The 23,926-nt window shown below is 61.7% G+C and carries 23 protein-coding genes; 12 read left to right on the top strand and 11 right to left on the bottom strand.

The annotated features are described in order from the left end of the window. Window positions 1-53: 53 nt before the first annotated feature. The gene (locus tag M3P21_RS12435; RefSeq protein WP_249710351.1) at window positions 54-1,553 is read right to left on the bottom strand and encodes a CoA-acylating methylmalonate-semialdehyde dehydrogenase; all 1,500 of its coding nucleotides are present in this window, start codon (window positions 1,551-1,553) and stop codon (window positions 54-56) included. A 105-nt stretch (window positions 1,554-1,658) separates the two neighbouring features. On the opposite strand from M3P21_RS12435, the gene M3P21_RS12430 reads away from it, so the two are divergent. The 4 genes from M3P21_RS12430 to M3P21_RS12415 all read left to right on the top strand — a co-directional run bounded on the left by M3P21_RS12430 (window position 1,659) and on the right by M3P21_RS12415 (window position 3,934). Continuing rightward, window positions 1,659-2,555, top strand: coding sequence for a LysR family transcriptional regulator (locus M3P21_RS12430; RefSeq protein WP_249710350.1), 897 nt, complete (start codon window positions 1,659-1,661; stop codon window positions 2,553-2,555). Window positions 2,556-2,615: 60 nt separating this feature from the next. Then, window positions 2,616-3,050, top strand: coding sequence for a CBS domain-containing protein (locus M3P21_RS12425; protein ID WP_249710349.1), 435 nt, complete (start codon window positions 2,616-2,618; stop codon window positions 3,048-3,050). Window positions 3,051-3,119: 69 nt separating this feature from the next. Next, entirely contained in the window at window positions 3,120-3,614 is a 495-nt protein-coding gene (gene coaD / locus M3P21_RS12420; protein ID WP_249710348.1) for a pantetheine-phosphate adenylyltransferase, read from the top strand. Window positions 3,615-3,625: 11 nt separating this feature from the next. Beyond that, window positions 3,626-3,934 carry a hypothetical protein gene (locus M3P21_RS12415; protein WP_249710347.1) on the top strand — a complete coding sequence of 103 codons (309 nt, stop codon included), beginning with the start codon at window positions 3,626-3,628 and terminating at the stop codon, window positions 3,932-3,934. A gap of 3 nt (window positions 3,935-3,937) precedes the next feature. Here M3P21_RS12415 and M3P21_RS12410 read toward each other — a convergent pair whose 3' ends face one another. Next, the gene (locus M3P21_RS12410) at window positions 3,938-4,081 is read right to left on the bottom strand and encodes a hypothetical protein (RefSeq protein ID WP_249710346.1); all 144 of its coding nucleotides are present in this window, start codon (window positions 4,079-4,081) and stop codon (window positions 3,938-3,940) included. A gap of 75 nt (window positions 4,082-4,156) precedes the next feature. Then, window positions 4,157-5,158: a type I glyceraldehyde-3-phosphate dehydrogenase gene (gene gap, locus M3P21_RS12405; RefSeq protein ID WP_249710345.1), complete on the bottom strand. Its 1,002-nt coding sequence runs from the start codon at window positions 5,156-5,158 to the stop codon at window positions 4,157-4,159. Between the two features lie 178 nt (window positions 5,159-5,336). On the opposite strand from gap, the gene M3P21_RS12400 reads away from it, so the two are divergent. Continuing rightward, the gene (locus M3P21_RS12400; protein ID WP_249710343.1) at window positions 5,337-6,302 is read left to right on the top strand and encodes a DUF808 domain-containing protein; all 966 of its coding nucleotides are present in this window, start codon (window positions 5,337-5,339) and stop codon (window positions 6,300-6,302) included. Window positions 6,303-6,399: 97 nt separating this feature from the next. After that, the gene (locus tag M3P21_RS12395) at window positions 6,400-7,026 is read left to right on the top strand and encodes an AbiU2 domain-containing protein (protein ID WP_249710342.1); all 627 of its coding nucleotides are present in this window, start codon (window positions 6,400-6,402) and stop codon (window positions 7,024-7,026) included. 111 nt (window positions 7,027-7,137) lie between these two features. On the opposite strand, the gene tkt is transcribed toward M3P21_RS12395, so the two are convergent. Next, window positions 7,138-9,159 carry a transketolase gene (gene tkt, locus M3P21_RS12390; protein ID WP_249710341.1) on the bottom strand — a complete coding sequence of 674 codons (2,022 nt, stop codon included), beginning with the start codon at window positions 9,157-9,159 and terminating at the stop codon, window positions 7,138-7,140. Window positions 9,160-9,413: 254 nt separating this feature from the next. On the opposite strand from tkt, the gene M3P21_RS12385 reads away from it, so the two are divergent. Genes M3P21_RS12385 through M3P21_RS12375 form a run of 3 tightly spaced genes read left to right on the top strand, consistent with a single transcriptional unit; the run spans window position 9,414 to window position 10,914 of the window. Continuing rightward, window positions 9,414-10,196, top strand: a complete 783-nt coding sequence (locus M3P21_RS12385; RefSeq protein WP_249710340.1) for a coiled-coil domain-containing protein — start codon at window positions 9,414-9,416, stop codon at window positions 10,194-10,196. Next, on the top strand, window positions 10,196-10,594 hold the full coding sequence (locus tag M3P21_RS12380) for a cell division protein ZapA (RefSeq protein ID WP_249710339.1): 399 nt from the start codon (window positions 10,196-10,198) through the stop codon (window positions 10,592-10,594). The genes M3P21_RS12385 and M3P21_RS12380 overlap by 1 nt, the downstream gene beginning before the upstream one ends. Continuing rightward, entirely contained in the window at window positions 10,591-10,914 is a 324-nt protein-coding gene (locus M3P21_RS12375) for an MliC family protein (RefSeq protein WP_249710338.1), read from the top strand. Before M3P21_RS12380 ends, M3P21_RS12375 begins: the two co-directional genes overlap by 4 nt. A gap of 7 nt (window positions 10,915-10,921) precedes the next feature. Here M3P21_RS12375 and grxD read toward each other — a convergent pair whose 3' ends face one another. The 6 genes from grxD to M3P21_RS12345 all read right to left on the bottom strand — a co-directional run bounded on the left by grxD (window position 10,922) and on the right by M3P21_RS12345 (window position 16,824). Next, entirely contained in the window at window positions 10,922-11,284 is a 363-nt protein-coding gene (gene grxD / locus M3P21_RS12370; protein ID WP_249710337.1) for a Grx4 family monothiol glutaredoxin, read from the bottom strand. Then, window positions 11,271-11,564 (bottom strand): hypothetical protein, encoded by a 294-nt coding sequence (locus M3P21_RS12365; RefSeq protein ID WP_249710336.1) that lies wholly within the window; start codon window positions 11,562-11,564, stop codon window positions 11,271-11,273. Before M3P21_RS12365 ends, grxD begins: the two co-directional genes overlap by 14 nt. Next, window positions 11,561-11,803, bottom strand: a complete 243-nt coding sequence (locus tag M3P21_RS12360; protein WP_249710335.1) for a hypothetical protein — start codon at window positions 11,801-11,803, stop codon at window positions 11,561-11,563. The genes M3P21_RS12365 and M3P21_RS12360 overlap by 4 nt, the downstream gene beginning before the upstream one ends. Next, entirely contained in the window at window positions 11,800-12,036 is a 237-nt protein-coding gene (locus M3P21_RS12355; protein WP_249710333.1) for a BolA/IbaG family iron-sulfur metabolism protein, read from the bottom strand. Before M3P21_RS12355 ends, M3P21_RS12360 begins: the two co-directional genes overlap by 4 nt. 129 nt (window positions 12,037-12,165) lie before the next feature. Then, window positions 12,166-14,325, bottom strand: coding sequence for a phosphoribosylformylglycinamidine synthase subunit PurL (purL, locus tag M3P21_RS12350; RefSeq protein ID WP_249710331.1), 2,160 nt, complete (start codon window positions 14,323-14,325; stop codon window positions 12,166-12,168). 210 nt (window positions 14,326-14,535) lie between these two features. Next, the gene (locus tag M3P21_RS12345; protein WP_249710329.1) at window positions 14,536-16,824 is read right to left on the bottom strand and encodes a mechanosensitive ion channel family protein; all 2,289 of its coding nucleotides are present in this window, start codon (window positions 16,822-16,824) and stop codon (window positions 14,536-14,538) included. A gap of 223 nt (window positions 16,825-17,047) precedes the next feature. On the opposite strand from M3P21_RS12345, the gene M3P21_RS12340 reads away from it, so the two are divergent. Together M3P21_RS12340 and M3P21_RS12335 are read left to right on the top strand one after the other, a co-directional pair. After that, the gene (locus M3P21_RS12340) at window positions 17,048-18,199 is read left to right on the top strand and encodes an amidohydrolase (protein ID WP_249710327.1); all 1,152 of its coding nucleotides are present in this window, start codon (window positions 17,048-17,050) and stop codon (window positions 18,197-18,199) included. 72 nt (window positions 18,200-18,271) lie between these two features. Beyond that, window positions 18,272-19,114, top strand: a complete 843-nt coding sequence (locus M3P21_RS12335; RefSeq protein ID WP_249710325.1) for an isocitrate lyase/PEP mutase family protein — start codon at window positions 18,272-18,274, stop codon at window positions 19,112-19,114. A gap of 254 nt (window positions 19,115-19,368) precedes the next feature. On the opposite strand, the gene M3P21_RS12330 is transcribed toward M3P21_RS12335, so the two are convergent. Next, a complete protein-coding gene (locus M3P21_RS12330) occupies window positions 19,369-20,274 on the bottom strand; it encodes a LysR family transcriptional regulator (RefSeq protein ID WP_249710323.1) in 906 nt (301 codons plus the stop codon). A gap of 171 nt (window positions 20,275-20,445) precedes the next feature. Between M3P21_RS12330 and M3P21_RS12325 the strand changes: the two genes are divergently transcribed. Continuing rightward, complete coding sequence (locus M3P21_RS12325; protein WP_249710322.1) at window positions 20,446-23,865, top strand: indolepyruvate ferredoxin oxidoreductase family protein; 3,420 nt, start codon at window positions 20,446-20,448, stop codon at window positions 23,863-23,865. Window positions 23,866-23,926: the final 61 nt, after the last annotated feature.

Here is a 23,926-nt window from a genome sequence, read left to right as displayed (position 1 = left end):
GAAAAGAGCGTGATTGCCGCCCGGCAGGAGGCCGGGCAGCAATTGTCGTCACGTCAGTCCATGGCCTTGAAGTTGAACTCGCCGCCTTCCTTGATGCCCGAGGGCCAGCGCGCGGTGACGGTTTTGGTGCGGGTGTAGAATTTGAACGAGTCCGGCCCGTGCTGGTTGAGGTCGCCGAACATGGATTTCTTCCAGCCGCCAAAGGTGTGATAGGCCAGCGGCACCGGGATCGGGACGTTGATGCCGACCATGCCGATATTGATACGGCTGGCGAAATCGCGGGCGGTGTCGCCGTCGCGGGTATAGATTGCGGTGCCGTTACCGTATTCGTGATCCATTGCCAGACCGATGGCCTCTTCATAGGAGCCCGCGCGGACGGTGGACAGAACCGGGCCGAAGATCTCCTGCTTGTAGATGTCCATGTCGGGGGTCACGCGATCAAAAAGGTGCGGGCCGACAAAAAAGCCGTCCTCGTAGCCTTGCAGGCTGAAGTCGCGGTTGTCGACCACCAGGTCTGCCCCCTGATCGACACCGGACTGGATCAGGCCCATGATCCGCTCTTTGGCTTCGCGCGTCACGACCGGACCCATATCGACATCGTCGCCTGAGGTGTAGGGGCCGACCTTGAGCTTTTCGATGCGGGGAATCAGTTTCTCGATCAGGGCGTCGGCGGTTTCCTCGCCCACCGGCACGGCAACCGAAACGGCCATGCACCGCTCGCCCGCAGCGCCGAAACCGGCACCCACCAGCGCGTCGGCGGCCTGATCCATATCGGCATCGGGCATCACGATCATGTGGTTCTTGGCACCGCCAAAGCACTGCGCGCGTTTGCCGTTCGCGGTGGCGCGGGAATAAATATACTGCGCGATCGGGGTTGACCCCACAAAGGAGACACCCTGAATAATCTCGCTGTCCAGCAGGGTGTCGACCGCTTCTTTGTCGCCGTTGACGACCTGGAACACGCCCTTGGGCAGTCCGGCCTCGACGAAGAGTTCGGCCAGCATCAGCGGCACCGACGGATCACGTTCGGAAGGTTTCAGCACCACGGCGTTGCCGCAGGCCAGCGCGGGACCGACATGCCACAGCGGCATCATGGCGGGGAAGTTGAACGGCATGATCGACGCCACGACGCCCAGCGGCTGGCGCATCGAGTACATGTCGATGCCGGGGCCGGCGCTGTCGGTGTACTCGCCCTTCAGCATCTGAGGTGCGCCGATGCAGTATTCGATCACCTCGAGCCCGCGCTGCAGATCGCCCTTGGCGTCGGGCAGGGTTTTGCCATGCTCGCGGCTGAGCGCCTCGGCCAGCTTGTCCATGTCGCGGTTCATCAGCCCGACCATCGCCATCATCACGCGGGCGCGTTTTTGCGGGTTGGTGGCACCCCAGACGGGTTGCGCGGCTGCGGCCTTTTCAATGGCTGCGGTGGTCTCGGCCACGCTGGCCATCGGGCATCGCGACTGCACTTCGCCGGTGGCGGGGTTGAAGACATCGGCAAAACGGCCGGACGCTCCGGCGACATACGCGCCATTGATGAAGTGGGACAGTTCCTGCATCTCAGACTCCTCCGGTTCAATTTGGGGCCACCATAGGCTTGCAAAAATCCCCTGAACAGAGGCAATGTTCCAAAGCGGTTTTGCAGAAATTCAGGTATGGGCGCCATGGAGCCGAATTGGGACGACATGAAAGTGTTTCTGACCGTGGCGCGCGAGCAGAGCCTGTCTGGTGCCGGACGGCTGCTGAAGCTGGACCCGGCCACGGTGGGACGACGGATCGCCCGTTTGGAGGCCGCGCTGGACGCGCCGCTATTTACCAAGTCGCCGCAAGGCTATGTGCTGAGTGCTGCCGGAGAGCGGCTGCTGAGCCATGGCGAGCAGGCGGAAGAGGCGATGCGCGCCGCTGCGGGCGCGATGGCGGGGCCCGCCGAGACATTGACCGGGCAAATCCGCATCGGCGCACCGGATGGCAGCGCCAACTACCTGCTGCCGCAGGTTTGCGCCCGTATCTGCGATGAAAACCCCGATCTCGACATTCAGATCCTGGCTCTGCCGCGCATTATCAACCTGTCGCGGCGCGAAGCGGATATGGCGATCACCGTCAGCGCCCCCACGGCGGGGCAGTTGCTGGTGCAGAAGATCTGCGACTACAAGCTGCACATCGTGGCCACGCGGCGCTATCTTGCGACCCATCCGCCGATCCACAGTGTCGCCGACCTGCGCGGGCACCGGATGATCGGTTATATTCCCGACATGATCTTTGACCGCGAGTTGGACTACCTCAACGATATTGGTATCCAGCGGGTGGCGCTGGCCTCGAACTCGGTCTCGGTGCAGTTGCGGCAGATGTCGCATGGCTCGGGCGTCGGCGTTGCCCATGATTTCACCCTGCCGTTTCACCCGGACCTGCGCAAATTTCTGACCGAGGAGATCAGCCTGACCCGCAGCTTCTATCTGGTGCGCCACCAGGGCGACCAGCGCAGCGAGCGGCTGAACCGCTTTGCCGCCGCCCTGAGCACCGGGATTCGCGACGAAGTGGCCCGGTTGGAAGGGTTGACTTGACAGGACGCGGCCAAGGGGCAACGCTCGGGGCATACGGGAAATAATACCGAGGTAACGCAAATGCTTGTCCAGGCAATCCTGAAATCCAAGACCGGTTCCGGAGTGGTGACTGTCAAGACGTCGACATTGGTGTCCGAGGCAGCACAGGTTCTGGCCGAGAAACGGATCGGTACGGTGGTGGTCTCGGATGATGGGGAAACGCCGGACGGCATCCTGTCGGAACGCGACATCGTGCGTGAACTTGCCGCCAGCGGCAGCGGCTGCCTGACCCAACCTGTCAGCGCCTACATGACCAGCAACCTGGTGACCTGCAGCCGCGAGGCGAGCGTTCAGGACGTTCTGCAACAGATGACCGAGGGGCGGTTCCGCCACATGCCGGTGCTTGAGGACGGCAAACTGGTCGGGATCGTGACGCTGGGGGATGCAGTCAAGGCGCAATTGGCTGAACTTGCAATGGAAAAGGACGCGCTTCAGGGCATGATCATGGGGCACTGATTTGCCGCATTGCGCTTGCAGGCCGCATGTGGTTCTTTGCGGCGCAATTTTGTTGCGCAGAGGCCTGCCATGAGAACTGCTTTATATCCCGGAACCTTTGACCCGATCACGCTGGGTCATGTCGACATCATTCGCCGGGCGGCTTTGATGGTGGACCGGCTGGTGATTGGTGTTGCGATCAACCGGGACAAGGGCCCATTGTTCACGCTGGAAGAGCGTGTCGCCATGATCGAGGCCGAATGTGTCGCCCTCAGCGCCGAGACGGGCACCGAAATCGTGGTGCATCCGTTTGAGAATCTGCTGATAGATTGCGCCCGCGATGTGGGCGCCCAGACCATCGTGCGTGGTCTGCGTGCGGTTGCCGATTTTGAGTATGAATACCAGATGGTCGGCATGAACCGGGCGCTGGACAACACGATCGAGACCGTGTTCCTGATGGCTGATCTGCGGCATCAGGCGATTGCCTCGAAATTGGTCAAGGAAATCGCGCGGCTGGGTGGCGACGTGTCGAAATTCGTGCCGCCCCGCGTCAAGGCAGCGCTGGATGAACGGCTTGTGCGTTAGCAGGCGGTCCGGTGTCTTCGGCTTGGGTTGGTATCGAAACACGCGCGGCTTTCTGCGCCTTCATCGCAGAGTGTGGGTTCGAGGGGCCGGACCTGTGCTTTGTGATCCATCCGGATGGAAGCTTTGCCGGAACTTCGGACGGGGTGGCATTTGAAGGGCGCTGGGAGTGGCAGGACGGGTTTTTCTGCCGCACGCTCTCCCTTCCGGATGCGCCGGATGAGACCGATTGCGAGCACATCGAAGTGAATGGCGCGCAGATGCGCTATACCCGGGACAGGGGGCAGGGCGAAGCCCATGTGGTTCGCAAGGTTCCGCTCTGATCTTCAGCGCCAGAAGGCCAGCCATTGCAGCAGGTCGTACAGTTTGCGACCCAGAAACAGAAGGTGTTCGGTCCCGAAGAAAATGACATCCCCGACCACGGCGACGAGCAGGATGCCCCCGAGCCAAATGGCGATTTGATTTGTCATCCGGCCCTCGGGAGAAATGAAAAACGCCCGCTCAGATAACCTGAGCGGGCGTTATGTCTCAAGCGCTTAATGGGTTCAATTCAACCGACCCATCGCCACGGCCACATCTGCCATGCGGACCGAGAAGCCCCATTCATTGTCATACCAGGCCAGCACCCGCACCATGCGGTTGTCGACCACGCGGGTCTGATCGGGGGCAAAGATCGAGCTTTCTTCGGAATGGTTGAAATCGACCGAGACCAGTGGCGCGGGCTCATAACCCAGCACCCGCGACATCGGGCCTTGCGCGGCTTCGGCGACGATGGCGTTGACCTCTTCGCGGGTCACGTCGCGCGCGGCGCGGAAGGTCAGGTCAACGGCCGAGACGTTCGGCGTCGGCACGCGAATGGCAGACCCGTCCAGCCGGCCCTTGAGGTTTGGCAGCACCTCACCCAGCGCTTTGGCGGCCCCGGTCGAGGTCGGGATCATCGCCATCGCGGCGGCGCGGGCGCGGTACAGGTCCTCGTGGCGGCGGTCCAGCGTCGGCTGGTCGCCGGTATAGGCGTGAATCGTGGTCATGATGCCGTGCTCGATGCCGATGGCGTTGTCCAGCACCTTGGCCAAAGGGGCGAGGCAGTTGGTGGTGCAGGACCCGTTCGAGATCATCCGGTCCTCGGGTGTCAGCGTCTCGTCGTTGACGCCATAGACGATGGTCTTGTCCACGTTCTTGCCGGGTGCCGACAGCAGCACTTTCTGCGCGCCGCGCTCGAAATGGGTGTTGGCCTTGAGCCCGTCATTGAACTTGCCGGTGCATTCCAGCACCACGTCGCAGCCTTCCCAGTCCAGCTGGCCCATGTCATAGGTCGAGAACATCTGCATCGGGCCGCGGCCCAGATCCATGGTGTTTTCATTGACGATGATGTCGCGCGGAAAGCGGCCGTGGTTGCTGTCATATTTCAGCAGATGCGCCGAGGTTTCCAGCGGGCCGGTAGCGTTGACCTTGATGACTTCGATATCGTTACGGCCGGATGCCGCGATATGGGACAGGGTGCAGCGACCGATGCGACCGAACCCGTTGATGCCTACCTTGATGGTCATATGTTGCTCCGACGACGTGTAATTTGCTGCCATATAGACAGCCATAGCTTCTAGGTGAAGCACAAAAAACCAATAAAACGAGCCTGTTAGCGCAAACCTGCGCCGGTTGCGCTAACGCTTGTGCTAACAGTGTGAACAGATAGTCTGCCAGCGCGCGGATTGATCAGGAGAATCGAAGATGAGCGGTTTGCTGGCTTTGCTGGACGACGTGGCGGGCATTGCCAAGGTGGCGGCGGCCTCGGTCGATGATGTGGTTGCGGCGGCGGGCAAGGCGGGGGCAAAGACCGCCGGAGTGATCATCGACGATGCCGCCGTGACGCCGAAATACGTTCAGGGCTTTGCACCGGCGCGCGAGTTGCCGATCATCTGGCGTATCGCGCGCGGATCGATATTCAACAAGATCATTCTGCTCCTGCCGGTGGCGCTGCTGCTGGCCAACTTTGCGCCCTGGCTGATCACGCCTCTGCTGATGATCGGCGGGTCCTATTTATGTTTCGAAGGTGCGGAGAAGATCTTTCACGTGCTGTTTCCGCATGGCAGTCACGGCGTTCACGAGGACCTGAAAGAGCGCGACCCCGGCCATCTGGAGGAGCAGAAGGTCAGGGGCGCGATCAAGACCGACTTCATCCTGTCCGCCGAGATCATGACAATCGCTCTGGCGGCCATCGAGGCTCCAAACGTCTGGATGCAGGGCGCGACGCTGGCGGTTGTGGGTCTTGGTGTGACGGTCGCGGTTTACGGCTCGGTTGCGCTGATCGTGAAGATGGATGATGTGGGGCTTTTCATGGCGAACAACGCGCCCACGCTGATCGGGCGCGGGTTGGGGCGCGGGCTGGTCAAGGCGATGCCCGGCGTGATGAAGACGCTGTCGATTGTCGGCACCGCCGCCATGCTCTGGGTCGGTGGGTCCATCGTGATCCACGGGATGGAGGTGCTGGGCTTTGGCTGGCTGGGCCATCATATCCACGACTGGGCCTATGCTTTGGGTCATATGGTGCCCGAGCAGTGGGCAGGGGCCGTGGAATGGGTGTCCAAGGCCACCATGGACGGCCTCTTTGGCCTGGCCTGGGGCTTTGTGCTGATCCCGGTGGCGACGAAGGTGATCGGGCCGGTTTTGGGGGCGTTTTCTGGAAAATCTGTTTGAGCCCACAATTCTCATCATTTGCTTTGCAACGAAAGGTTCTTTCCGTTCGAGCAATCCCAAATATACATCGCGCTTGAATTGAGGAGAAGTTAGTAGAGTGGATGAATTTGCCCGTCTGTATGATGAACTCGACAAGCAGTGCCGCTACTATTGTAGACATCTTGGTCATCTGAAGGGGCTGATCGAAAATGATGACTGGATCAGGGTCGTCGACGGTTCGACTTCAGGGCGCGTATTGCTTCTAGGAAATAGCGAAATCACGAATGCCCTAATCCTGTTCAATACTCGGATGTTCGATACTCAGACCGATACCGTTACAATACACAAGCTTGCCAGCAAACTTCCCACTGAGAAAGTAATTGAGAAGTACCATAGAAATAGAATGGAAGAGGTGGGAATACGTTATGAACTTGAAGCATACTTTTCCGCCAGATCAGCTTTCAGCAAAGCTAAACGGGCATTGAGGGGAAATGGTACGCTGGAAAAACTGAGGCCATTGCGAAACCACGTTTTGGCACACAACATAGTGCAGGAGATTGAAACGGAGAGTGCAACCCTCAACGATCTTGTGGAACTAACCGAAGCGGTGAATGAATTGGTGGACTTGGCCGGTTACATAGTAACAAGCACCCGGTCAGCTTATCGCGAATTCTCGAGCAGCGCCGAAAAAGAAACCAGGATGCTATTTGCTAAGCTTCCGGCACTTGCGGCAATAGAACAATAATTCCGCAGGTGAGCTTCTTTCGCAATGCCCGCATTCGAAATTTGACACATTTGTATCAAGAAAGGGCACTCAAACGAGTGCCCTTTTGCTTTGTTCTGAAGAGATGTGGGCTCAGCCCAGCAATTCCTTGACCTTCGACACGGTCGCATCCGCCGTGATGCCAAAATGTTCGTAGAGCTCGCCCGCAGGGGCGGAGGCGCCGAAGCTGGACATGCCGATGAAACCGGCCTTGGCCTCGCGGCCACGCTCGCCCAGCAGCCAGCGGTCCCAGCCGCCCAGACGCACGGCGGCTTCGATGCCGACACGAACCGGCCCGCCCGGCAGGACGCGTTTGCGATAGGCTTCGTCCTGGGCCGCGAACAGCTCCATGCAGGGCATGGAGACGACGCGGGTGCCGATGCCCTCGGCTTCCAGCTTGGCCTTGGCCTCCATGGCGATGGAGACCTCGGAGCCGGTGGCGATCAGGATCGCCTGGCGTTTGCCTTCGGCATCGGCCAGCACGTAAGCGCCCTGTGCGGTCAGGTTCTTGGTCTTGTGCTCACTCCGCACCGTGGGCAGGCCCTGACGGGTCAGGGACAGCACCGCAGGAGTGTCCTTGCTGGTCAGCGCCAGTTCCCAGGCCTCGGCGGTTTCCACCATGTCGGCGGGGCGGAACACATGGGTGTTGGGTGTGGCGCGCGAAATCGCCAGATGCTCGACCGGCTGGTGGGTCGGGCCGTCTTCGCCCAGACCGATGGAATCATGGGTCATCACAAAGACGGTCGGGATTTTCATCAGCGCGGCCAGACGCATCGCCGGGCGGGCATAATCAGTAAAGGCCATGAAAGTGCCGCCATAAGGGCGGATGCCGCCATGCAGCGCCATGCCGTTCATCGCCGAGGCCATGCCGTGTTCGCGGATGCCGTAATGGATGTAACGCCCTTTGCGGTTCTCCGGCAGGAACACGCCCAGATCGGCGGTCTTGGTGTTGTTCGACCCGCTCAGGTCGGCAGAGCCGCCGATAGTCTCGGTCAGGATCGGGTTCACGACGCCCAGCACCTTTTCCGAGGCGGCGCGGGTGGCCAGTTTCGGCTGATCTTCCGAGACCTGCTTTTTCAGCGCGCGGATGGCGCTGGTGAGCTTCTTGGGCGTGTCCCCGGCATAGGCGCGGTTGAACTCGCCCTGCTTGCGCTCGGAGATTTGCGCGAACCGCTCTTCCCATGCGGCACGGGCATCGGCACCGCGGGCACCGATCGCCTCCCATGCGGATTTCACATCCGCCGGGATTTCGAACGCGCCGTGGGGCCAGCCATAGGCCTCTTTTGCCGCCTCAAGCTGCTGCTGATCGGTCAGTGCGCCGTGGCCCTTGGAGGTGTCCTGCGCCGCATGCCCCAGCGCGATATGGCTTTCGCAAGCGATCATGGTGGGCATGTCGGTTGTCTTGGCCTCAATGATGGCGGCGTCGATGGCGGCGGGATCATGGCCGTCGATCTCGATCACGTGCCAGTTCGAGGCGCGGAAGCGTTCGACCTGATCGGTGCGGTCGGCCATATCAACGGTGCCGTCGATGGTGATGTTGTTGTCGTCCCAGAAGACGATCAGTTTGCCCAACTCCAGACGGCCCGCGAGGCCGATCGCCTCTTGGCTGACGCCTTCCATCAGGCAGCCATCGCCTGCGATCACATAGGTATAGTGGTCGACGACCTTCTTGCCGTAATGGGCGCGCTGCACCTCTTCGGCGATGGCGAAGCCTACGGCATTGGCGATGCCCTGACCCAACGGGCCGGTGGTGGTCTCGATCCCCTCGGCCAGGAAGTTTTCCGGATGGCCTGCGGTCTTGGCACCGAGCTGGCGGAAATTCCTGATCTCGTCCAGCGTGATATGCGGGTTGCCGGTGAGGTAAAGCAGCGAATAGATCAGCATCGAGCCGTGGCCCGCGGACAGGATGAACCGGTCGCGGTCGGGCCATGTCGGGTTGGCGGCGTCGAACTTCAGGTGCTTTTCGAACAGCACGGTCGCGACATCGGCCATCCCCATCGGCATGCCGGAATGGCCGGAATTGGCGGCGGCGACGGCATCGAGGGTCAGGGTGCGGATGGCCGTTGCCTTGGCCCAATGTTCAGGGTTCGCTTTGCGCAGCGCAGTCAGGTCCACGGGGCTTGTTCCTTTGGGTTAAGGGCGGTTGCGGCGCTCAATACCATCCAGCCCCCGAAGTGCAAGCAGAACCGGGATTTGCGTCTTTCCGCGCATGAACTGCCGGTCTCAAGTGATTGAAAGCAAAAGGGGGGTATTTCCGCCCCGCTTTCGCTAGGGTAATTTCAATCGAACCGGTGCCCGATTCGTGTGGGTTTTGATGCGGGGGTCGCCGGGATGAAGAACAAGAACCGCAGGAAGATTGGGTGAGGGGCATGAGCCAGATTGAGGAATTGCAACGCCGTATCGCCGCCGCGATGGATCGGATCGGTGCCGGGGTTGAAACGTTGTCAAGACAGCCCGAACCGGCGGCAGATATTGCCGCCGCGGCCGGAGCGCCCGATACGGATCTGCTGGCCGCGCTGGAAGACGAAAAGCTGGCCAATGCCCAGCTTGAGGAACGTCTCAAGGTGCTCAAGGCACGCCACGAGGTCGAGCTGGCGCAGCGGGCTGACGGGGATGGCGAGGAGCTGGCGGCTTTGCGTGCCCATCTGGACGACGCACAGGCATTGCTGGCCGAACGGGCCGGGGCCGAAGAGGCCGCCACATCTGCCGCCAATGCGGTCGAGGACCTGCGCGCCGAGAATGACGTGCTGCGGGTCCGGCTGGGAAGCGTCGAGGATGCCGAACCGCTGAAAGCCGAGATCGAAAGCCTGCGCGCAGCGATGGCGGACACCGAACAGGCGCGCGATCTGCGCTCCGAGAATGACATGCTGCGCGCCGAGCGGGTCAGCCACGGCGCGGCGATGTCGCGGCTGGATGATGATCTGCAGCGGCTGCGCAAAGCCAATGAGCAGCTGCGCGAGGTCAATGGCGCGCTGCGAGAGGCCAATGCCGCCGGGGTTGGCGACGCAGATCTGATCAACCAAGCGCTGCAGGCCGAGCTTGAGGCGCTGCGCTCGGTACGGGCCACCGACATGGCCGAAGCCCAGGCGGTGCTGGCGCAGCTTGAGCCGTTGCTGGCGCAGGCGGAACTGGTCGAAGGGGAGGAAGCGTAATGCCCAATATTACCATCACCATTGGCACGCGCGCCTTCGAGGTTTCCTGCCAGCCCGGCGAAGAGCAGTTTCTGCACTCCGCCGCCGCGATGCTGGATGAAGAGGCACAGGTGCTGTCGGATCAGATCGGTCGTATGCCCGAGGGGCGGATGCTGTTGATGGCGGGGCTGATGCTGGCGGACAAGACTGCCGGGCTTGGCGACCGGGTCCGTGAGCTTGAGGCGCAACTGGGCGAGCAGGAGCACGAACTGGCGCAGCTGCGCAACATGCCGCTGCCCGAGCCGGAACAGATCGAGGTGGCGGTGGTGCCGCCCTTTGTCACCGACACGCTGGCCGAGCTTGCCGCGCGTGCGGAATCTTTGGCCGCAGAAGTTGAGGAAAAGGCGCAGGCGTCGTGAAAGCAGTGCCGCTATTGATTGCGCTTGCGGCGATGGCAGGGCCTGCCGTGGCCGATGTCTGGATCGAGACCACCTATTACATCTGCGAGCGCGGGGCAGAGGTTACGGCAACCCATGTCGGCAAGGATGCCGACGCGGCGGTGGTGCTACTGATCGAAGGCAACCAGATCGGTCTGCCGGTGACGCGTTCCGGTTCAGGCGTGCGCTTTGCGGAACCCGGTGGTGGCTATGTCTGGCATGAAAAGGGCCGGTCCGCCCTGCTGCTCTGGGAGGAGGGGGCCTCCACCCAGGCGATCTATGCGGAGTGTCAGTCAGACTGACCGGGGATCAGCCGTTGGCTTCGCGGATCTTGTCGGCGGCGTCCTTGTCATAGGTGACGCCGTTTTCGTCGAAAAGCGTGTCCAGCTCGCCCGACAGGGTCATCTCGGTGATGATGTCGCAGCCGCCCACAAATTCGCCTTTGACATAAAGCTGTGGAACGGTGGGCCAGTCGGAATAGTCCTTGATGCCCTGACGGATCGCCTCATCGGCCAGCACGTTCACGTCGGAAAAATCCACGCCCATATAGTTCAGCACACCCGCCACACGGGACGAGAACCCGCATTGCGGCATTTCCTTGGTGCCCTTCATGTACAGCACCACGTCATTGGCTTTGACGGTCTCGTCGATCTGGGTCTTAACGTCGCTCATCTTGTAGGTCCTCTTCGCGCGCGGTCGCGTGTTTTGTGTCCGTGTTCGGCTGGTCCTTGGTCCAGCCCTCAGTTTCCAGTCGCCGGTGCTCGGCTTGTGCCAGAACCACCGGGTCCAATCCATAGCGGTCGATGCCTGCGATCTTGCTGATCTTGTCCGGATCGGGGCGCATATCCGACAGGCGTCGTTTTCTGTTCCGCTTCACATAGGCCTCTGTCAGCGCGGCGGCAACCACCAGAGTGGCAATTCCGCCTGCGATCCAGATCAGCCAAGATGTCATTTCTTCGGTGCCATGGCCTTGGCGTATTGCTGCGGGTCGCGCGTGACCCGCGAAACAGTTACATGACCACCGCCTCCGCCCAAAACAGTTCCATGATCTATCAGTTGGTCGCCCTGGCCCGGTTCCACGCCTCGGATTTTTTCGGAGCGTGTTTGACGCCCAACGGATCTAATGATGACGAAGCAGCCAATCACGGTGATCAGTCCGCAGATGCAATAGGTCCAGAAAGTGGTGCTCACTCTGGCGCCTTGGTCGTCAGCGCCAGTGCGTGCAACTCGCCATCGGACCCGTCCATCTTGCCTTTCAGCGCGGCATAGACGGCGCGTTGCTGCTGGACTCGGTTCTTGCCGCGAAAGCTTTCGTCCACCACCATGGCGGACATGTGAACGCCGTCGCTGCCGCCGACCTGAATCTCCGCATCCGGAAAGGCCTCGCGCAGCAGATGTTCGATTTCATGGGCGCTCATTGGCATGTGGGTCGTCTCCTGATGGTCATTCTCAAGAAGTAGAGCGGAGTGCGGGCACGTGCAAGGGAGGCGCGCGCCCGGATCGCGCTAAATCCAGCACCCGTCTGGGTGCCGGATCTGCTCGTTTTTGCGGCCTCAGGCCACCGCTGCGGCAAAGCTTTCGCGATAGGTGCCCGCCAGATCATCCAGCGCCGCTTCCGAGCCACCGATACGCACGCTGCTGCCAGTGAAGCGGCCTACGGATTCGATGGTGACGCCCGCCCGTCCGGCAGCGATCATCAGCGCCTCGGCCTGATCAAAGTTGCAGGCAACCAGATAGCGGGCCTGATCCTCGCCAAACAGCTTTTCGGTGGGGGCATCGTCCAGTTGCACGCCAACGCCGGCAGCCTCGGCCAGTTCGAATGCAGCCATGATCAGCCCGCCATCGCTGAGATCGGTGCAGGCCTTGATGAAGTCGCGATTGGCGCGGATGAAATCGCCGTTGCGCTTTTCGGCGTCCAGATCGACCTGCGGTGCATCGCCGTCTTCGCGGTTGAACACCTCGGCCAGCAGAGCGGATTGGCCCAGATGGCCAGCGGTTTCACCGATCAGCAGCGCCACATGGCCCTCGCGCACCTCACTGCCGATGATGTCGCCCGTATGGGCCAGCAGCCCGACCGCGCCGATGGTGGGGGTGGGCAGGATGCCCTGACCGTCGGTCTCGTTATAGAGCGAGACGTTGCCCGACACGATCGGCATGTCGAGCGCGGCGCACGCTTCGCCGATGCCTTTGATCGCACCCACGAACTGGCCCATGATCTCGGGTTTTTCGGGATTGCCGAAATTCAGGTTGTCGGTCGAAGCAAGCGGTGTCGCGCCCACGGCGGTCAGGTTGCGATAGGCCTCGGCCACTGCCTGCTTGCCGCCTTCAATCGGGTTGGCGCGCACATAGCGCGGGGTCACGTCGCTGGTGAAGGCCAGCAGTTTGTCGGTGCCATGCACCCGGACCATGCCAGCCCCCAGACCGGGCGTGCGGGCGCTGTCGGCCATGACCATGGTGTCATATTGCTCATAGACCCATTGCTTGCCCGCATAGTTGGGCGAGGCCAGCAGGGCGCGCAGACCGTCTATGGCGTCGATCTGGGGCACATCGGCCAGCTCTTCGGCCTGCGGCGTCGGTTCCCACGGGCGGTCATATTCCGGCGCGGTCGAGGACAGTTTGGACAGGACCAGATCAGCTTTGACCTCGCCGTTATGGACGATCAGGAAGCGGTCTTCGGCGATGGTCTCGCCAACAATGGCAAAATCCAGATCCCATTTCTCGAACACGGCACGGGCCTCGGCCTCAAGCTCGGGTTTGAGGACCATGAGCATGCGTTCCTGCGATTCCGACAGCATCATCTCATAGGCGGTCATGTTGTCTTCGCGCTGAGGCACATTTTCCAGATCGAGCCGCACGCCCAGACCGCCCTTGTCACCCATTTCCACAGCCGAGCAGGTCAGACCTGCCGCACCCATGTCCTGAATGGAAATCACCGCCCCGGTCTGCATCAGCTCCAGCGTCGCCTCCATCAGGCGCTTTTCGGTGAAGGGATCACCGACCTGAACGGTGGGGCGTTTTTCCTCGATCGTGTCGTCGAATTCGGCAGAGGCCATGGTGGCGCCGCCGACGCCGTCGCGGCCGGTCTTGGCACCCAGATAGACCACCGGCATACCGACGCCCGAGGCCGCCGAGTAGAAGATCTTGTCGCTGTCGGCCAGACCGGCGGCAAAGGCGTTGACCAGACAGTTGCCGTTATAGGCGGGGTGGAACCGGACCTCGCCGCCCACACAAGGCACGCCGAAACAATTGCCATAGCCGCCGATGCCTTCGACCACGCCGTTGACCAGCTGCCGGGTCTTGGGGTGATCAGGTTCGCCAAAGCTGAGCGCATTCATTGAGGCGACAGGTCGTGCGCCCATGGTGAAGACGTCACGCAGGATGCCCCCCACGCCAGTGGCCGCGCCTTGGTAGGGTTCGATATAAGACGGGTGATTGTGGCTCTCCATCTTGAAGACCACGGCCTGACCGTCGCCGATATCGACCACGCCCGCATTTTCGCCGGGGCCGCAGATCACTTGCGGGCCGGAGGTGGGCAAGGTGCGCAGCCATTTCTTGGAGGATTTGTAAGAGCAATGCTCGTTCCACATGGCCGAGAAAATGCCCAACTCGGTGAAACTCGGCTCGCGGCCGATGATTTGAAGGATCATGTCGTATTCATCGGGTTTCAGCCCGTGGCTTTCGATCAGTTCCGGCGTGATGGCTGGCTCTTGCATCCTGTCTGGGTCCCCGAGATGGCAAAGTTTCGCGCCTTTTAGGGGAAGGCGGCGCCGGGGGGAAGGGGGCGCGCGCCGGATAAGCCGGTACCGGGGCCACCGGGGCATATTGACCCGGCGTGCCGCCGGACCGGGTAAGACACGGAAAGCCCTGTCCAATGTGATCGACCGGGCAGCCTCTTTGCACCAAAGGGGCTGCCCGAAGCCATGTCATCCACCGGATTTGGCGGCCTCATCCTTGGCCAGTTGCTGGTTGACCGCCTCACCGGCTGCAGCGCCGATGGTGGCCTTCTGCTCTTCGGTGATATGTTCGGCATCCTCCAGACCCGGGATCGCGACGCGCACCTCACGGCGGGCGAAGTCGATGCCGTTTTCCTTGAAGGAGGCCTTGACGCGGTTGTAGATTTCCTTGCGCAAGGTGAACTGCTTGCCGGGGATCGCCATGAACTTGCCCCGGATGATCATGCCGACATCGTCGAAATCGAAGACGCCCTGCGATTTGAACGGCTCGAGGAACCCGTCCTTGTGGGTCTCGTCGGCGATCATCTCGGCACCGATCTTCTTGAAGATCTTCTTGACCTTGTTGGGATCGGTGTCGAACGGCACGGTGAATTTCAGCTTCATGATCACCCAGTCGCGGCTGTAATTGGTCAGCTTCTGAATCTCGCCATAGGGGATGGTGTGGACCGGGCCGCGATGGTGGCGCAGTTGCATTGATCGGATCGAGATCTTTTCGACCGTGCCGGTGGTGCCACCCACATCGACATATTCGCCCACGCGGAACGCATCGTCGATCAGGAAGAACACGCCACCGACGATATCTGCCACCAGTTTCTGTGCGCCAAAGCCGATGGCCAGACCCAGAACACCGGCGCCGGCCAGAAGCGGCGTGATGTTGATGCCGAGTGACCCCAGCGCCAGCAGACCGAAGATCACCGCGATACAGACCTGCGCGGTGACCCGCAGCAGTGGCAGCACCGTCGCCAGACGCGAGCCGCCTGCGCCACCGCCTTCGCCACCGGATTCTTCCTCGACCGCGCCTGCGGCGGTCTGTTCGCGGGCCAGACGGCGGTTGATCCAGAGCGAGATCACCTCGTTCAGGATATAGCCCACCGCGACGATCATCAGGAACTCAATCACCGCGCCGCCGAAATCTTCACCGATGCCAGCCGCCGCGACATTGCGCAGGTCAAGCTCCCATGCGCCCGCGATCATCAGGACGACAAATATGCCAGCCAGCACGCGGCCAATGCGGATATAGCTGCGTTTGGAGGATTTATAGGCCCGTTCGGCCATCGGTCCTTCGCCCTCCATGGGTGGTTGCATATGGCGCACCATCCCCCGGATGGCGGTGTCCAGCGCCGGGGCGATCAGCAGCCAGAACATGGTGGTGAAATGCGGCCCCTTGAGCAGAATGGCCAGGAGTTGAGGGTCGTTCTGGGCGGCAATGTATTCAACCAGAATCCAGCCGACCGCTGAAACGCCGATGGCAAAATACGGATAATATCGCGCCGCCTTCTCGTCGAAGGCGGTCCGATCCGGGTCGGTGCCGCGCATCATGTCGCTAAGCCCTTCACGGGCGGTCCAGGCGATGACGCCGATATAGATATGGATCGCCGTGTTCAGCCAGAACCCCAGCCGCGTGTCACCCGGTGTCAGCCCGTTCAGCGCGTTGAAGCGCACGATGAAGAGGGTGAAACCAACCAGGATCACCAGGCCGATCAGGTTGCGGTGCAGGTATTTGGCCCAGTGATCGTCCACGTTCACCAGCCGCAATTGCGATTTCTTTGGTGCCAGTACAAAGCGTGAAATGGATGAACCCAGGCGCGGAATCCAGATCAGGAAGAACACGAAAGGCGCGGCAAAGGTCATCTGCTCGGGGGTCAGCAGCGCGCGTCCCACGGTGCGGATCACCACATAAAACACGATGAGCCCGGCAAGTTCGTGGCAGAAGCGCCGGAACAGGTAGCGCAGCGCGCCCCAGAGATCGGCGCTGTCGCCGGGGTCGGTCTGGTCATGCCATTTGCGGGTGATCAGCCCAAACAGCTTCTCGGCGGCATAACCAAGTGCAAGTACGGCCGCGATCAGCCCGAACAAGAGCAGCACACCACCGCTTCCAAAGGATGAACCGAAGGCCCCAAAGGCTTGGCCCTGCTTGGAAAACAGCGTTGGCAGGGTGGTGACCACATGGGTCCAGGACGAGGTCATCTCGCGGAAGGTCTCGGTCACCTCGGTCAGCATGCTCTTGTTGGCCTGCGTTGATGCCGACTGCTCTTCGGCCACGGCATCCAATCGCTGCAACAACAGCGCGCGCACCTGATCGTCCGACAGCCGCGCCACGAGGTCGTCGACGATCTCGGGGGTCAGTTCCTCGGGCAGGGTGGGAACGCTGGGTGCAGTTGAAGCGCCGCCGGTCGACATCTGCGCCTGAGCGCCGGGGCCGGAGAGGCAGAAAATGGCAATGCAAAGCGCAAAAACCAGTTGGAAGAACCGGAGCATGTCAGACCCTCGTCATAATATGAATCTTGTTTTTCGTGAACTTACCGGAGGTTGTGCTTCAGTGCTAGGCATCTTGACCCATCCCTGCGGTTCAATAGCCGCATGTGTCTTGTGTGCCTCTCGGCGCGGGGGGGAACAAAAGCGCTGGCGACAAAGGTCGACTCCAAAGCCGCGCCTGCTTCGGCTAAGACCGTGCGGGACTGCCGACTGCAAGGACCCCGTGATGCTTTCCAATTCCGATCTTGTCGCTTTGACCGCCTTTCGCCGCGACCTGCACCGGTCCCCGGAAATTTCCGGCGAAGAAGTGGAAACCGCCCACACCATTGCGACCGCTTTGGCGGCGCTGAGCCCCAGCCAAATCGTGACAGGGTTGGGCGGGCATGGCGTGGCGGCGGTGTTCGACAGCGGCGCTCCGGGCGAGACCGTGCTGTTCCGGGCCGAGCTTGACGCCTTGCCGATCGAGGAACTTTCAGGTGTTCCCTGGTCCTCTGAAACTCCGGGCAAGGGGCATCTGTGTGGCCATGACGGGCATATGACCATGCTGCTGGGGCTGGGGCGCCTGTTGGCGCGCAGACCGGTGGCGCGGGGCCGGGTGGTGTTGATGTTCCAGCCCGCCGAAGAGGATGGCAGCGGTGCGCGGGCGGTGGTGGGTGACCCGGGTTTTGCCGCGCTCAGGCCGGACTGGGCGTTTGCGATCCACAACGAACCAGGGCGGCCCTTTGGTCATGTCTCGACCCGCGCGGGTCTGATCAACTGCGCGTCGCAGGGGTTGAAGATCACGCTGACCGGGCGCACAGCCCATGCGGCAGAGCCCGAAGAGGGCGTCTCGCCCGGGCGCGCCATCGCGGGCCTGATCCCGGCGCTTGAGGCGCTGGGGTCGGGCGGGGAACTGGATGACGGGTTCCGGCTGGTGACGCTCACCCATCTGCGCATGGGCGAGCCGGTGTTTGGCATCGCGCCGGGCGAGGGGGTGATTCATGCCACCCTGCGCACCACGCGGGACGAGACGATGGCGGACCTGGTTGCGTTGGCAAAAGCGCTTGCAGCGACCGCTGCGGAGGAGGCGCGCCTGACCGTTCAGTTTGAGGTGCATGACGCATTTGCCGCCTCGGTCAACGATGCCGAGGCGACGGCCGTGGCGGTCCGGGCGATGGAGGCGCTCGGGGTTTCGCATGGCGATACCGGCTTGCCGATGCGCGCGTCGGAGGATTTCGGCGTTTTCGGCTGGGAGGCCAAGGCCGCGATGCTGTGTCTGGGACCGGGCGAGGATCACCCGGTGCTGCACAGCCCCGACTACGATTTCCCCGACGATCTGATCCCACTGGGCAGTGCGATTTTCGAACGCATCGCGCGCGATCTGCTGGGCGCGCGCTGACCTCGGTGCGTCCACAGCGCTTTCCTTGCGCTGTCGCTTGGTTAGGGTGGGGCCAGAGGCGGAGGGATCGGCATGGAACAGGCAGGGAAATACGAACGGCTCAGGGCGCTGCATGGCGGAGAGGCGGCCTTTGTTCTCCCGAACGCCTGGGATGCGGGATCGGCACGGCTGCTGACCAGCCTTGGGTTCGGGGCGCTGGCCACCACCAGCGCGGGCTATGCATTTTCCGTCGGCAAACGGGATTCCGCTGCCGGACTCAGCCGCGCGGAAATATTGCAGAACGCCGCGCAGATCGTGGCGGCGACCGATCTGCCGGTCTCTGGCGATCTTGAGGACGGGTTCGGCGCCACGCCCGAGGCCTGCGCCAGAACCATTGCGATGGCTTCGCAGATCGGGTTGGTCGGTGGGACGATTGAGGATGCGACCGGCGATCCCGACGCACCGATCTACGACATATCCCATGCGACGGACCGCATTCGGGCGGCGGTCGAGGCGGCACGGGGCCAGAATTTCCTGCTGACTGCGCGGGCCGAGAACTTCATCTGCGGGCGGCCCGATCTGGCGGACACGATCCGGCGGCTGCAGGCCTTTGAAGAGGCGGGTGCCGATGTTCTCTACGCGCCGGGCCTGCCTGATCTTGAGACCATCCGCACAGTGTGCCAATCGGTGGGCAGGCCGGTCAATGTTGTCATGGGGCTCAGCAGCCTCGCCTGTTCGGTCACCGATCTGTCAAAGGCGGGCGTTGCGCGCATCAGCGTTGGCGGCTCTTTCGCGCGGGCCGCGATCGGCGCGATGATGCGCGCGGCGCGCGAAGTGCAGGAACAGGGCACCTTCACCTATTCGCAAGAGGCGATCCCCGATGGCGTGGTCCGTCAGGTCATGTTACAGACCCGGGACCCGCAACGCGAGGAGTGACCGCGTCGGGGGCGCAAGTCTCACGATGAACTCATGCATGCAGGGAGCGTGCGACAGTCGATACCACCGCAAGTTGGCACGCTTAGCGGGTGGCGCAAAAAAAAGGGCCGAGCACTAAGCTCGGCCTAAGTCCAACAGGGAGGTATGAAGAAGGCGCTGCCCTCTTCAAGATTGGATTTAATCAGCGCTTAATGAGTTATCAAGGACAATAATGTCGCGGCCCAGGCATTCCTGCTATGCGAATTGCGCATATCTCAGGTTTTGCCTTGCATTTTCAGCTGTTTGCGGCTTGCGACGATCTCCTCCTGAACGAAGTCACGAAACGCTGCAATACGTTGCGAATGGCGCAATTCCTCGGGATAGGCGAGATAGACGGGCACATCCGAGGACTCGACCTCGGGCAGGACGCGCACCAGATCGGGCACTTCCTGTGCAACGTAATCGGGCAAAACGCCGATCCCGAGGTTGTGCAGCACGCCTTGCAGCACGCCAAAATAGTTGTTCACGGTCAAAAGCGATGCAGGAGCGTTCTCCATTAACTGTACGACCAGTGACGCCCCTGCGCCGACCTGCGCGGCACTGGCGCTTTGGCAGATCAGGCGGTGCTGGGAAAAGTCTGCGGGGGTGGTTGGTGCATCATGGGTCTTGAGATAGCCCGCAGATACAAAAAGCTGCATCCGGATCGTCATCAGACGCTTGCGGATCAGGTCCGCCTGGCTGGGTTCCTTCATGCGGATCGCCACATCCGCCTCGCGCATGGGCAGGTCAAGCACGCGCTCTTCCAGCATCAGATCAATCTTGAGATCGGGGTATTTCTCATAAAGCTTGGGCAGGCGCGGGGCCAGCCAGAGCGTGCCGAAGCCGAAGGTGGTGGTCACCCGCAGCTCGCCAAACACCTCTTCCTCGCTGTCGCGGATACGCGCGGCGGCGGCGTCCAGACGTTTGGACATTGATGAGGTGGCGTCGAACAGCAGCTCTCCCTGTTCGGTGAGAATCAGCCCGCGCGCATGCCGGTGGAACAGCGTCGCATCAAGCGCTTCCTCAAGCGCCCTGATCTGACGGCTGACCGCCGATTGCGACAGGTTCAGCTTGTCGCCCGCATGGGTCAGACTGCCCGCATCAGCCACCGCGTGAAATATTCTGAGTTTATCCCAATCCATCCCCGAAACTTCCGTTCTTTTCGATACGACCTATATGAAAGAATGCAAAAGCTCCATGAATATCGGACACTTCATCGCAGGGAGTGAGAAAAAACACCTAGTAAGGTCAGCAATTTTGACCTAATATCGATAATAGACCAAGCAAACTAATCTGACGTGGGGAGGCGTCTGATGAGTAAGCACATGATTTCGCTCAACGACCGGTTCGATCTGGACAAAAGCCCCGTTCTGCTGAACGGGACGCAGGCGCTGGTGCGGCTGATGCTGATGCAGAAGGCGCGGGACACGGCCGCCGGGCTGAACACCGCAGGTCTCGTAACCGGCTATCGTGGCTCGCCCCTGGGGGCTGTAGACATGCAGATGAACCGGGCCGCCAAAGAACTGGCCGGGGCGGATGTCACCTTTCAATACGGGCTGAACGAGGATCTGGCCGCCACCGCGCTCTGGGGCAGCCAGCAGGCGGGGCTGCGGGGCGATGGCCGTTATGATGGTGTCTTTGGCCTCTGGTACGGCAAGGGACCGGGGGTGGATCGCTCGGGCGATGTGATCCGCCATGCGAATATGGCGGGCACCGCGACACATGGCGGCGTGGTCATGGCGATGGGCGATGATCACACCGGCGAAAGCTCGACCGTGCTGCATCAGTCGGAATGGGCCTTGATGGATGCCTATCTGCCGATTGTCAGCCCGGCGGGGGTGCAGGAAATCCTCGACTACGGGTTATACGGGTTTGAGCTGTCGCGGTTCTCCGGACTCTGGGTCGGCCTCAAGACCATGAAGGACACCATCGAGGTGACCTCGGTTGTGGATGGGCGCACCGACCGGATGAACATCGTCACACCCGAATTCGACATGCCCGAGGGCGGGTTGAACATCCGACTGATGGATGACCGCACCCCACAGGAAGCGCGGATCATCGACTACAAGCGCTTCGCGGCTGAGGCGTTTTCCCATGCCAACAAGATCGACAGGCGTGGCTGGGGCAAGCGCGGTGCCAAGATCGGCTTTGTGGCGGCGGGCAAGAACTGGCTCGACCTGACCCATGCCATGTCGCTGCTGAACATCGACGCGGAAGAGGCCGCGCGGCTGGGCATCACCACCTACAAGATCGGTCAGGTCTTTCCGCTGGACATGCAGGGCTTCCATGACTGGGCCGAAGGCCTGGACCTGATCGTCATCGTCGAGGAAAAGCGCAAGCTGATCGAGGTGCAGGTCAAGGAAGCGATCTTTGACGACCGGCGCGGGCGGCGGGTTTATGGCTGGTACAAGGGCGGGGCAGGTGCCATGCACCGCGAAGAGTTGTTCCCGACCCGGGGCGCACTTGACCCGATCATGATCGCCGAGAAGCTGGGCGAGATCCTGATCGAAGAGGGGCGCGAGACCGATGGTATCCGCGCCGGTCTGGCCAGCCTGTCCGAGGCGCGGCGGGCCGATAACGCGCAGGAGATCGCGGCGCGGCTGCCCTATTTCTGTTCCGGCTGCCCGCATAATACCAGCACCAAACTGCCCGATGGCAGCATCGCCTATGCCGGGATCGGCTGTCACTTCATGGTCAAGTGGATGGACCGCGAGACCGATGGGTTCACCCATATGGGTGGCGAAGGGGCCAACTGGATCGGCGAAGAGCCATTCTCGAAAACCAGGCACGTGTTCCAGAACCTGGGCGACGGCACATATAACCACTCGGGCGTGCAGGCGATCCGGGCGGCTTTGGCGGCGGGCACCAACATCACCTACAAGATCCTCTATAACGATGCCGTGGCAATGACCGGTGGCCAGACCAACGAAGGTGGTTTGAGCGCCGAACGGATCGTGGCCGAGTTGAAGGCGATGGGCGTGCAACATGTTGCGGTCGTCTATGACGAAAAAGAGGATGTGAATTTCAAGGCGCTGCCCTCGGGCGTCGAGACCCATGAGCGCGCCGATCTGATGGCGGTTCAGGAGCGCTATCGCGAGATCGAGGGCGTCTCGGCCATCGTCTATATCCAGACCTGCGCTGCAGAGAAACGTCGCCGTCGCAAGCGCGGCAGCTTCCCGGACCCCGACAAGCGGGTCTTTATCAATACCGATATCTGCGAGGGGTGTGGTGATTGCGGGGTGCAGTCGAACTGCGTCTCGATCGTGCCGCAAGAAACCGAGCTGGGCCGCAAACGCGCCATAGACCAGTCGAGCTGCAACAAGGATTTCTCTTGTGTCAAAGGGTTTTGCCCCTCTTTCGTGACGTTGGAAGGCGCGCAGATCCGCAAGGAGGCGACCACAGAGATCGATCTGCCGGATCTGCCGATGCCCGACCTGCCAGAGATCACCGGCACCCACAACGTGGTGATCACCGGGGTCGGCGGCACTGGTGTTGTGACCATCGGCGCAGTGCTGGCCCAGGCGGCGCAGATTGACGGCAAGGGCGCGGGTATGATGGAAATGGCGGGGCTGGCTCAAAAGGGCGGCGCGGTGCATATCCATTGCCGTCTGGCCAATCACCCCGACGATATCAGCGCCATTCGCGTGGCCACCGGCGAGGCGCATGCGCTGATCGGCGGCGATCTGGTGGTGAGCGCCGGGGCCAGGACGCTGGGTCTGACGCGCACCGGAAAAACCGGCGCGGTGGTGAACAACCACGAGATCATCACCGGCGATTTCACCCGCGATACCGAGTTCAAAATCCCCTCGGACCAGCTTGAGCTGGCTCTACAGGCGCGGCTGAAGGACCGGCTCGACCTGTTCGACGCCTATGATCTGGCTCGCGCGGTGATGGGGGACGCGATCTATTCCAACATGATGGTTTTTGGCGCTGCCTGGCAGCGCGGGCTGCTACCGATCACCCATGCGGCGATCGTGCATGCCATCGACCTGAACGGCACCGCCGTCGAACGCAACAAGCGCGCTTTCGAGATCGGGCGCTGGGCGGTGCTGCATCCCGACGAGGTTGCCGGAATCCTGCAACCGAACGTGGTCGAGATACCCGGGACGCTGGACGAAAAGATCTCGTTCCGCGCCGCGCATCTGGTGGCCTATCAGGGGCAGCGTCTGGCAAACCGATACCTGAAGCTGCTGGGCGGGATCAAGGATACCGAACTGAAAGAGGCGCTGGCCAAGGGCTATCACAAGCTGCTGGCTTACAAGGATGAATATGAGGTGGCGCGGCTGTTGCTGGATAGCCGGGAGCAAGCCGCTGCCGAGTTTGATGGCGATCTGAAGATGACCTTCCATCTGGCACCACCCATTCTGGGCGGCACCGGATCGGATGGGCGGCCCAAAAAGCGAGAATTTGGCGAATGGATGCTGCGGCCTCTCAGGCTGCTGGCGCGGTTCAAGGGGTTGCGCGGCACGCCGCTGGACATCTTCGGTTACAGCGCCGAGCGCCGGATGGAGCGGGCGCTGATCCGGCAATATGAGACGGATATGAAGGATGTACTGCCGCGTCTTACACCTCAAACCCGCGACGCGATCATTGCGCTGGCCCGGCTGCCGCTCGACATTCGCGGCTTCGGCCCGGTGAAACAGGCCAACGAGGTCAAGGCGGCCAAACGGCGCGAAGAACTTCTGGCAACGATCCGTCAGGGTGGCCCGGAGGTTCGCAACGCCGCGGAATAAACGTCACATTGGTGTCACCGAACCTATGCAGAATCGATGTTCGCGTTTATTTAGCGCGCAT

The sequence above is a fragment of the Ruegeria spongiae genome, from assembly GCF_023502395.1.
GTDB lineage: Bacteria > Pseudomonadota > Alphaproteobacteria > Rhodobacterales > Rhodobacteraceae > Ruegeria_C > Ruegeria_C spongiae.
The sequence above is the reverse complement of the archived record's forward strand: the minus strand, read 5'-3'. Positions and strand labels throughout refer to the sequence as shown.

Coding starts and splice junctions, on each gene's coding strand:
- M3P21_RS12400 (WP_249710343.1), top strand. CDS start 5,337: ATGAGCGGTTTGCTGGCTTTGCTGGACGACGTGGCGGGCATTGCCAAG.
- gap (WP_249710345.1), bottom strand. CDS start 5,158: ATGACCATCAAGGTAGGCATCAACGGGTTCGGTCGCATCGGTCGCTGC.
- M3P21_RS12355 (WP_249710333.1), bottom strand. CDS start 12,036: ATGCCAATGAGCGCCCATGAAATCGAACATCTGCTGCGCGAGGCCTTT.
- M3P21_RS12425 (WP_249710349.1), top strand. CDS start 2,616: ATGCTTGTCCAGGCAATCCTGAAATCCAAGACCGGTTCCGGAGTGGTG.
- M3P21_RS12365 (WP_249710336.1), bottom strand. CDS start 11,564: ATGACATCTTGGCTGATCTGGATCGCAGGCGGAATTGCCACTCTGGTG.
- M3P21_RS12410 (WP_249710346.1), bottom strand. CDS start 4,081: ATGACAAATCAAATCGCCATTTGGCTCGGGGGCATCCTGCTCGTCGCC.
- M3P21_RS12430 (WP_249710350.1), top strand. CDS start 1,659: ATGGAGCCGAATTGGGACGACATGAAAGTGTTTCTGACCGTGGCGCGC.
- coaD (WP_249710348.1), top strand. CDS start 3,120: ATGAGAACTGCTTTATATCCCGGAACCTTTGACCCGATCACGCTGGGT.
- grxD (WP_249710337.1), bottom strand. CDS start 11,284: ATGAGCGACGTTAAGACCCAGATCGACGAGACCGTCAAAGCCAATGAC.
- M3P21_RS12345 (WP_249710329.1), bottom strand. CDS start 16,824: ATGCTCCGGTTCTTCCAACTGGTTTTTGCGCTTTGCATTGCCATTTTC.
- M3P21_RS12435 (WP_249710351.1), bottom strand. CDS start 1,553: ATGCAGGAACTGTCCCACTTCATCAATGGCGCGTATGTCGCCGGAGCG.
- M3P21_RS12340 (WP_249710327.1), top strand. CDS start 17,048: ATGCTTTCCAATTCCGATCTTGTCGCTTTGACCGCCTTTCGCCGCGAC.
- M3P21_RS12385 (WP_249710340.1), top strand. CDS start 9,414: ATGAGCCAGATTGAGGAATTGCAACGCCGTATCGCCGCCGCGATGGAT.
- M3P21_RS12380 (WP_249710339.1), top strand. CDS start 10,196: ATGCCCAATATTACCATCACCATTGGCACGCGCGCCTTCGAGGTTTCC.
- M3P21_RS12325 (WP_249710322.1), top strand. CDS start 20,446: ATGAGTAAGCACATGATTTCGCTCAACGACCGGTTCGATCTGGACAAA.
- purL (WP_249710331.1), bottom strand. CDS start 14,325: ATGCAAGAGCCAGCCATCACGCCGGAACTGATCGAAAGCCACGGGCTG.
- M3P21_RS12330 (WP_249710323.1), bottom strand. CDS start 20,274: ATGGATTGGGATAAACTCAGAATATTTCACGCGGTGGCTGATGCGGGC.
- M3P21_RS12335 (WP_249710325.1), top strand. CDS start 18,272: ATGGAACAGGCAGGGAAATACGAACGGCTCAGGGCGCTGCATGGCGGA.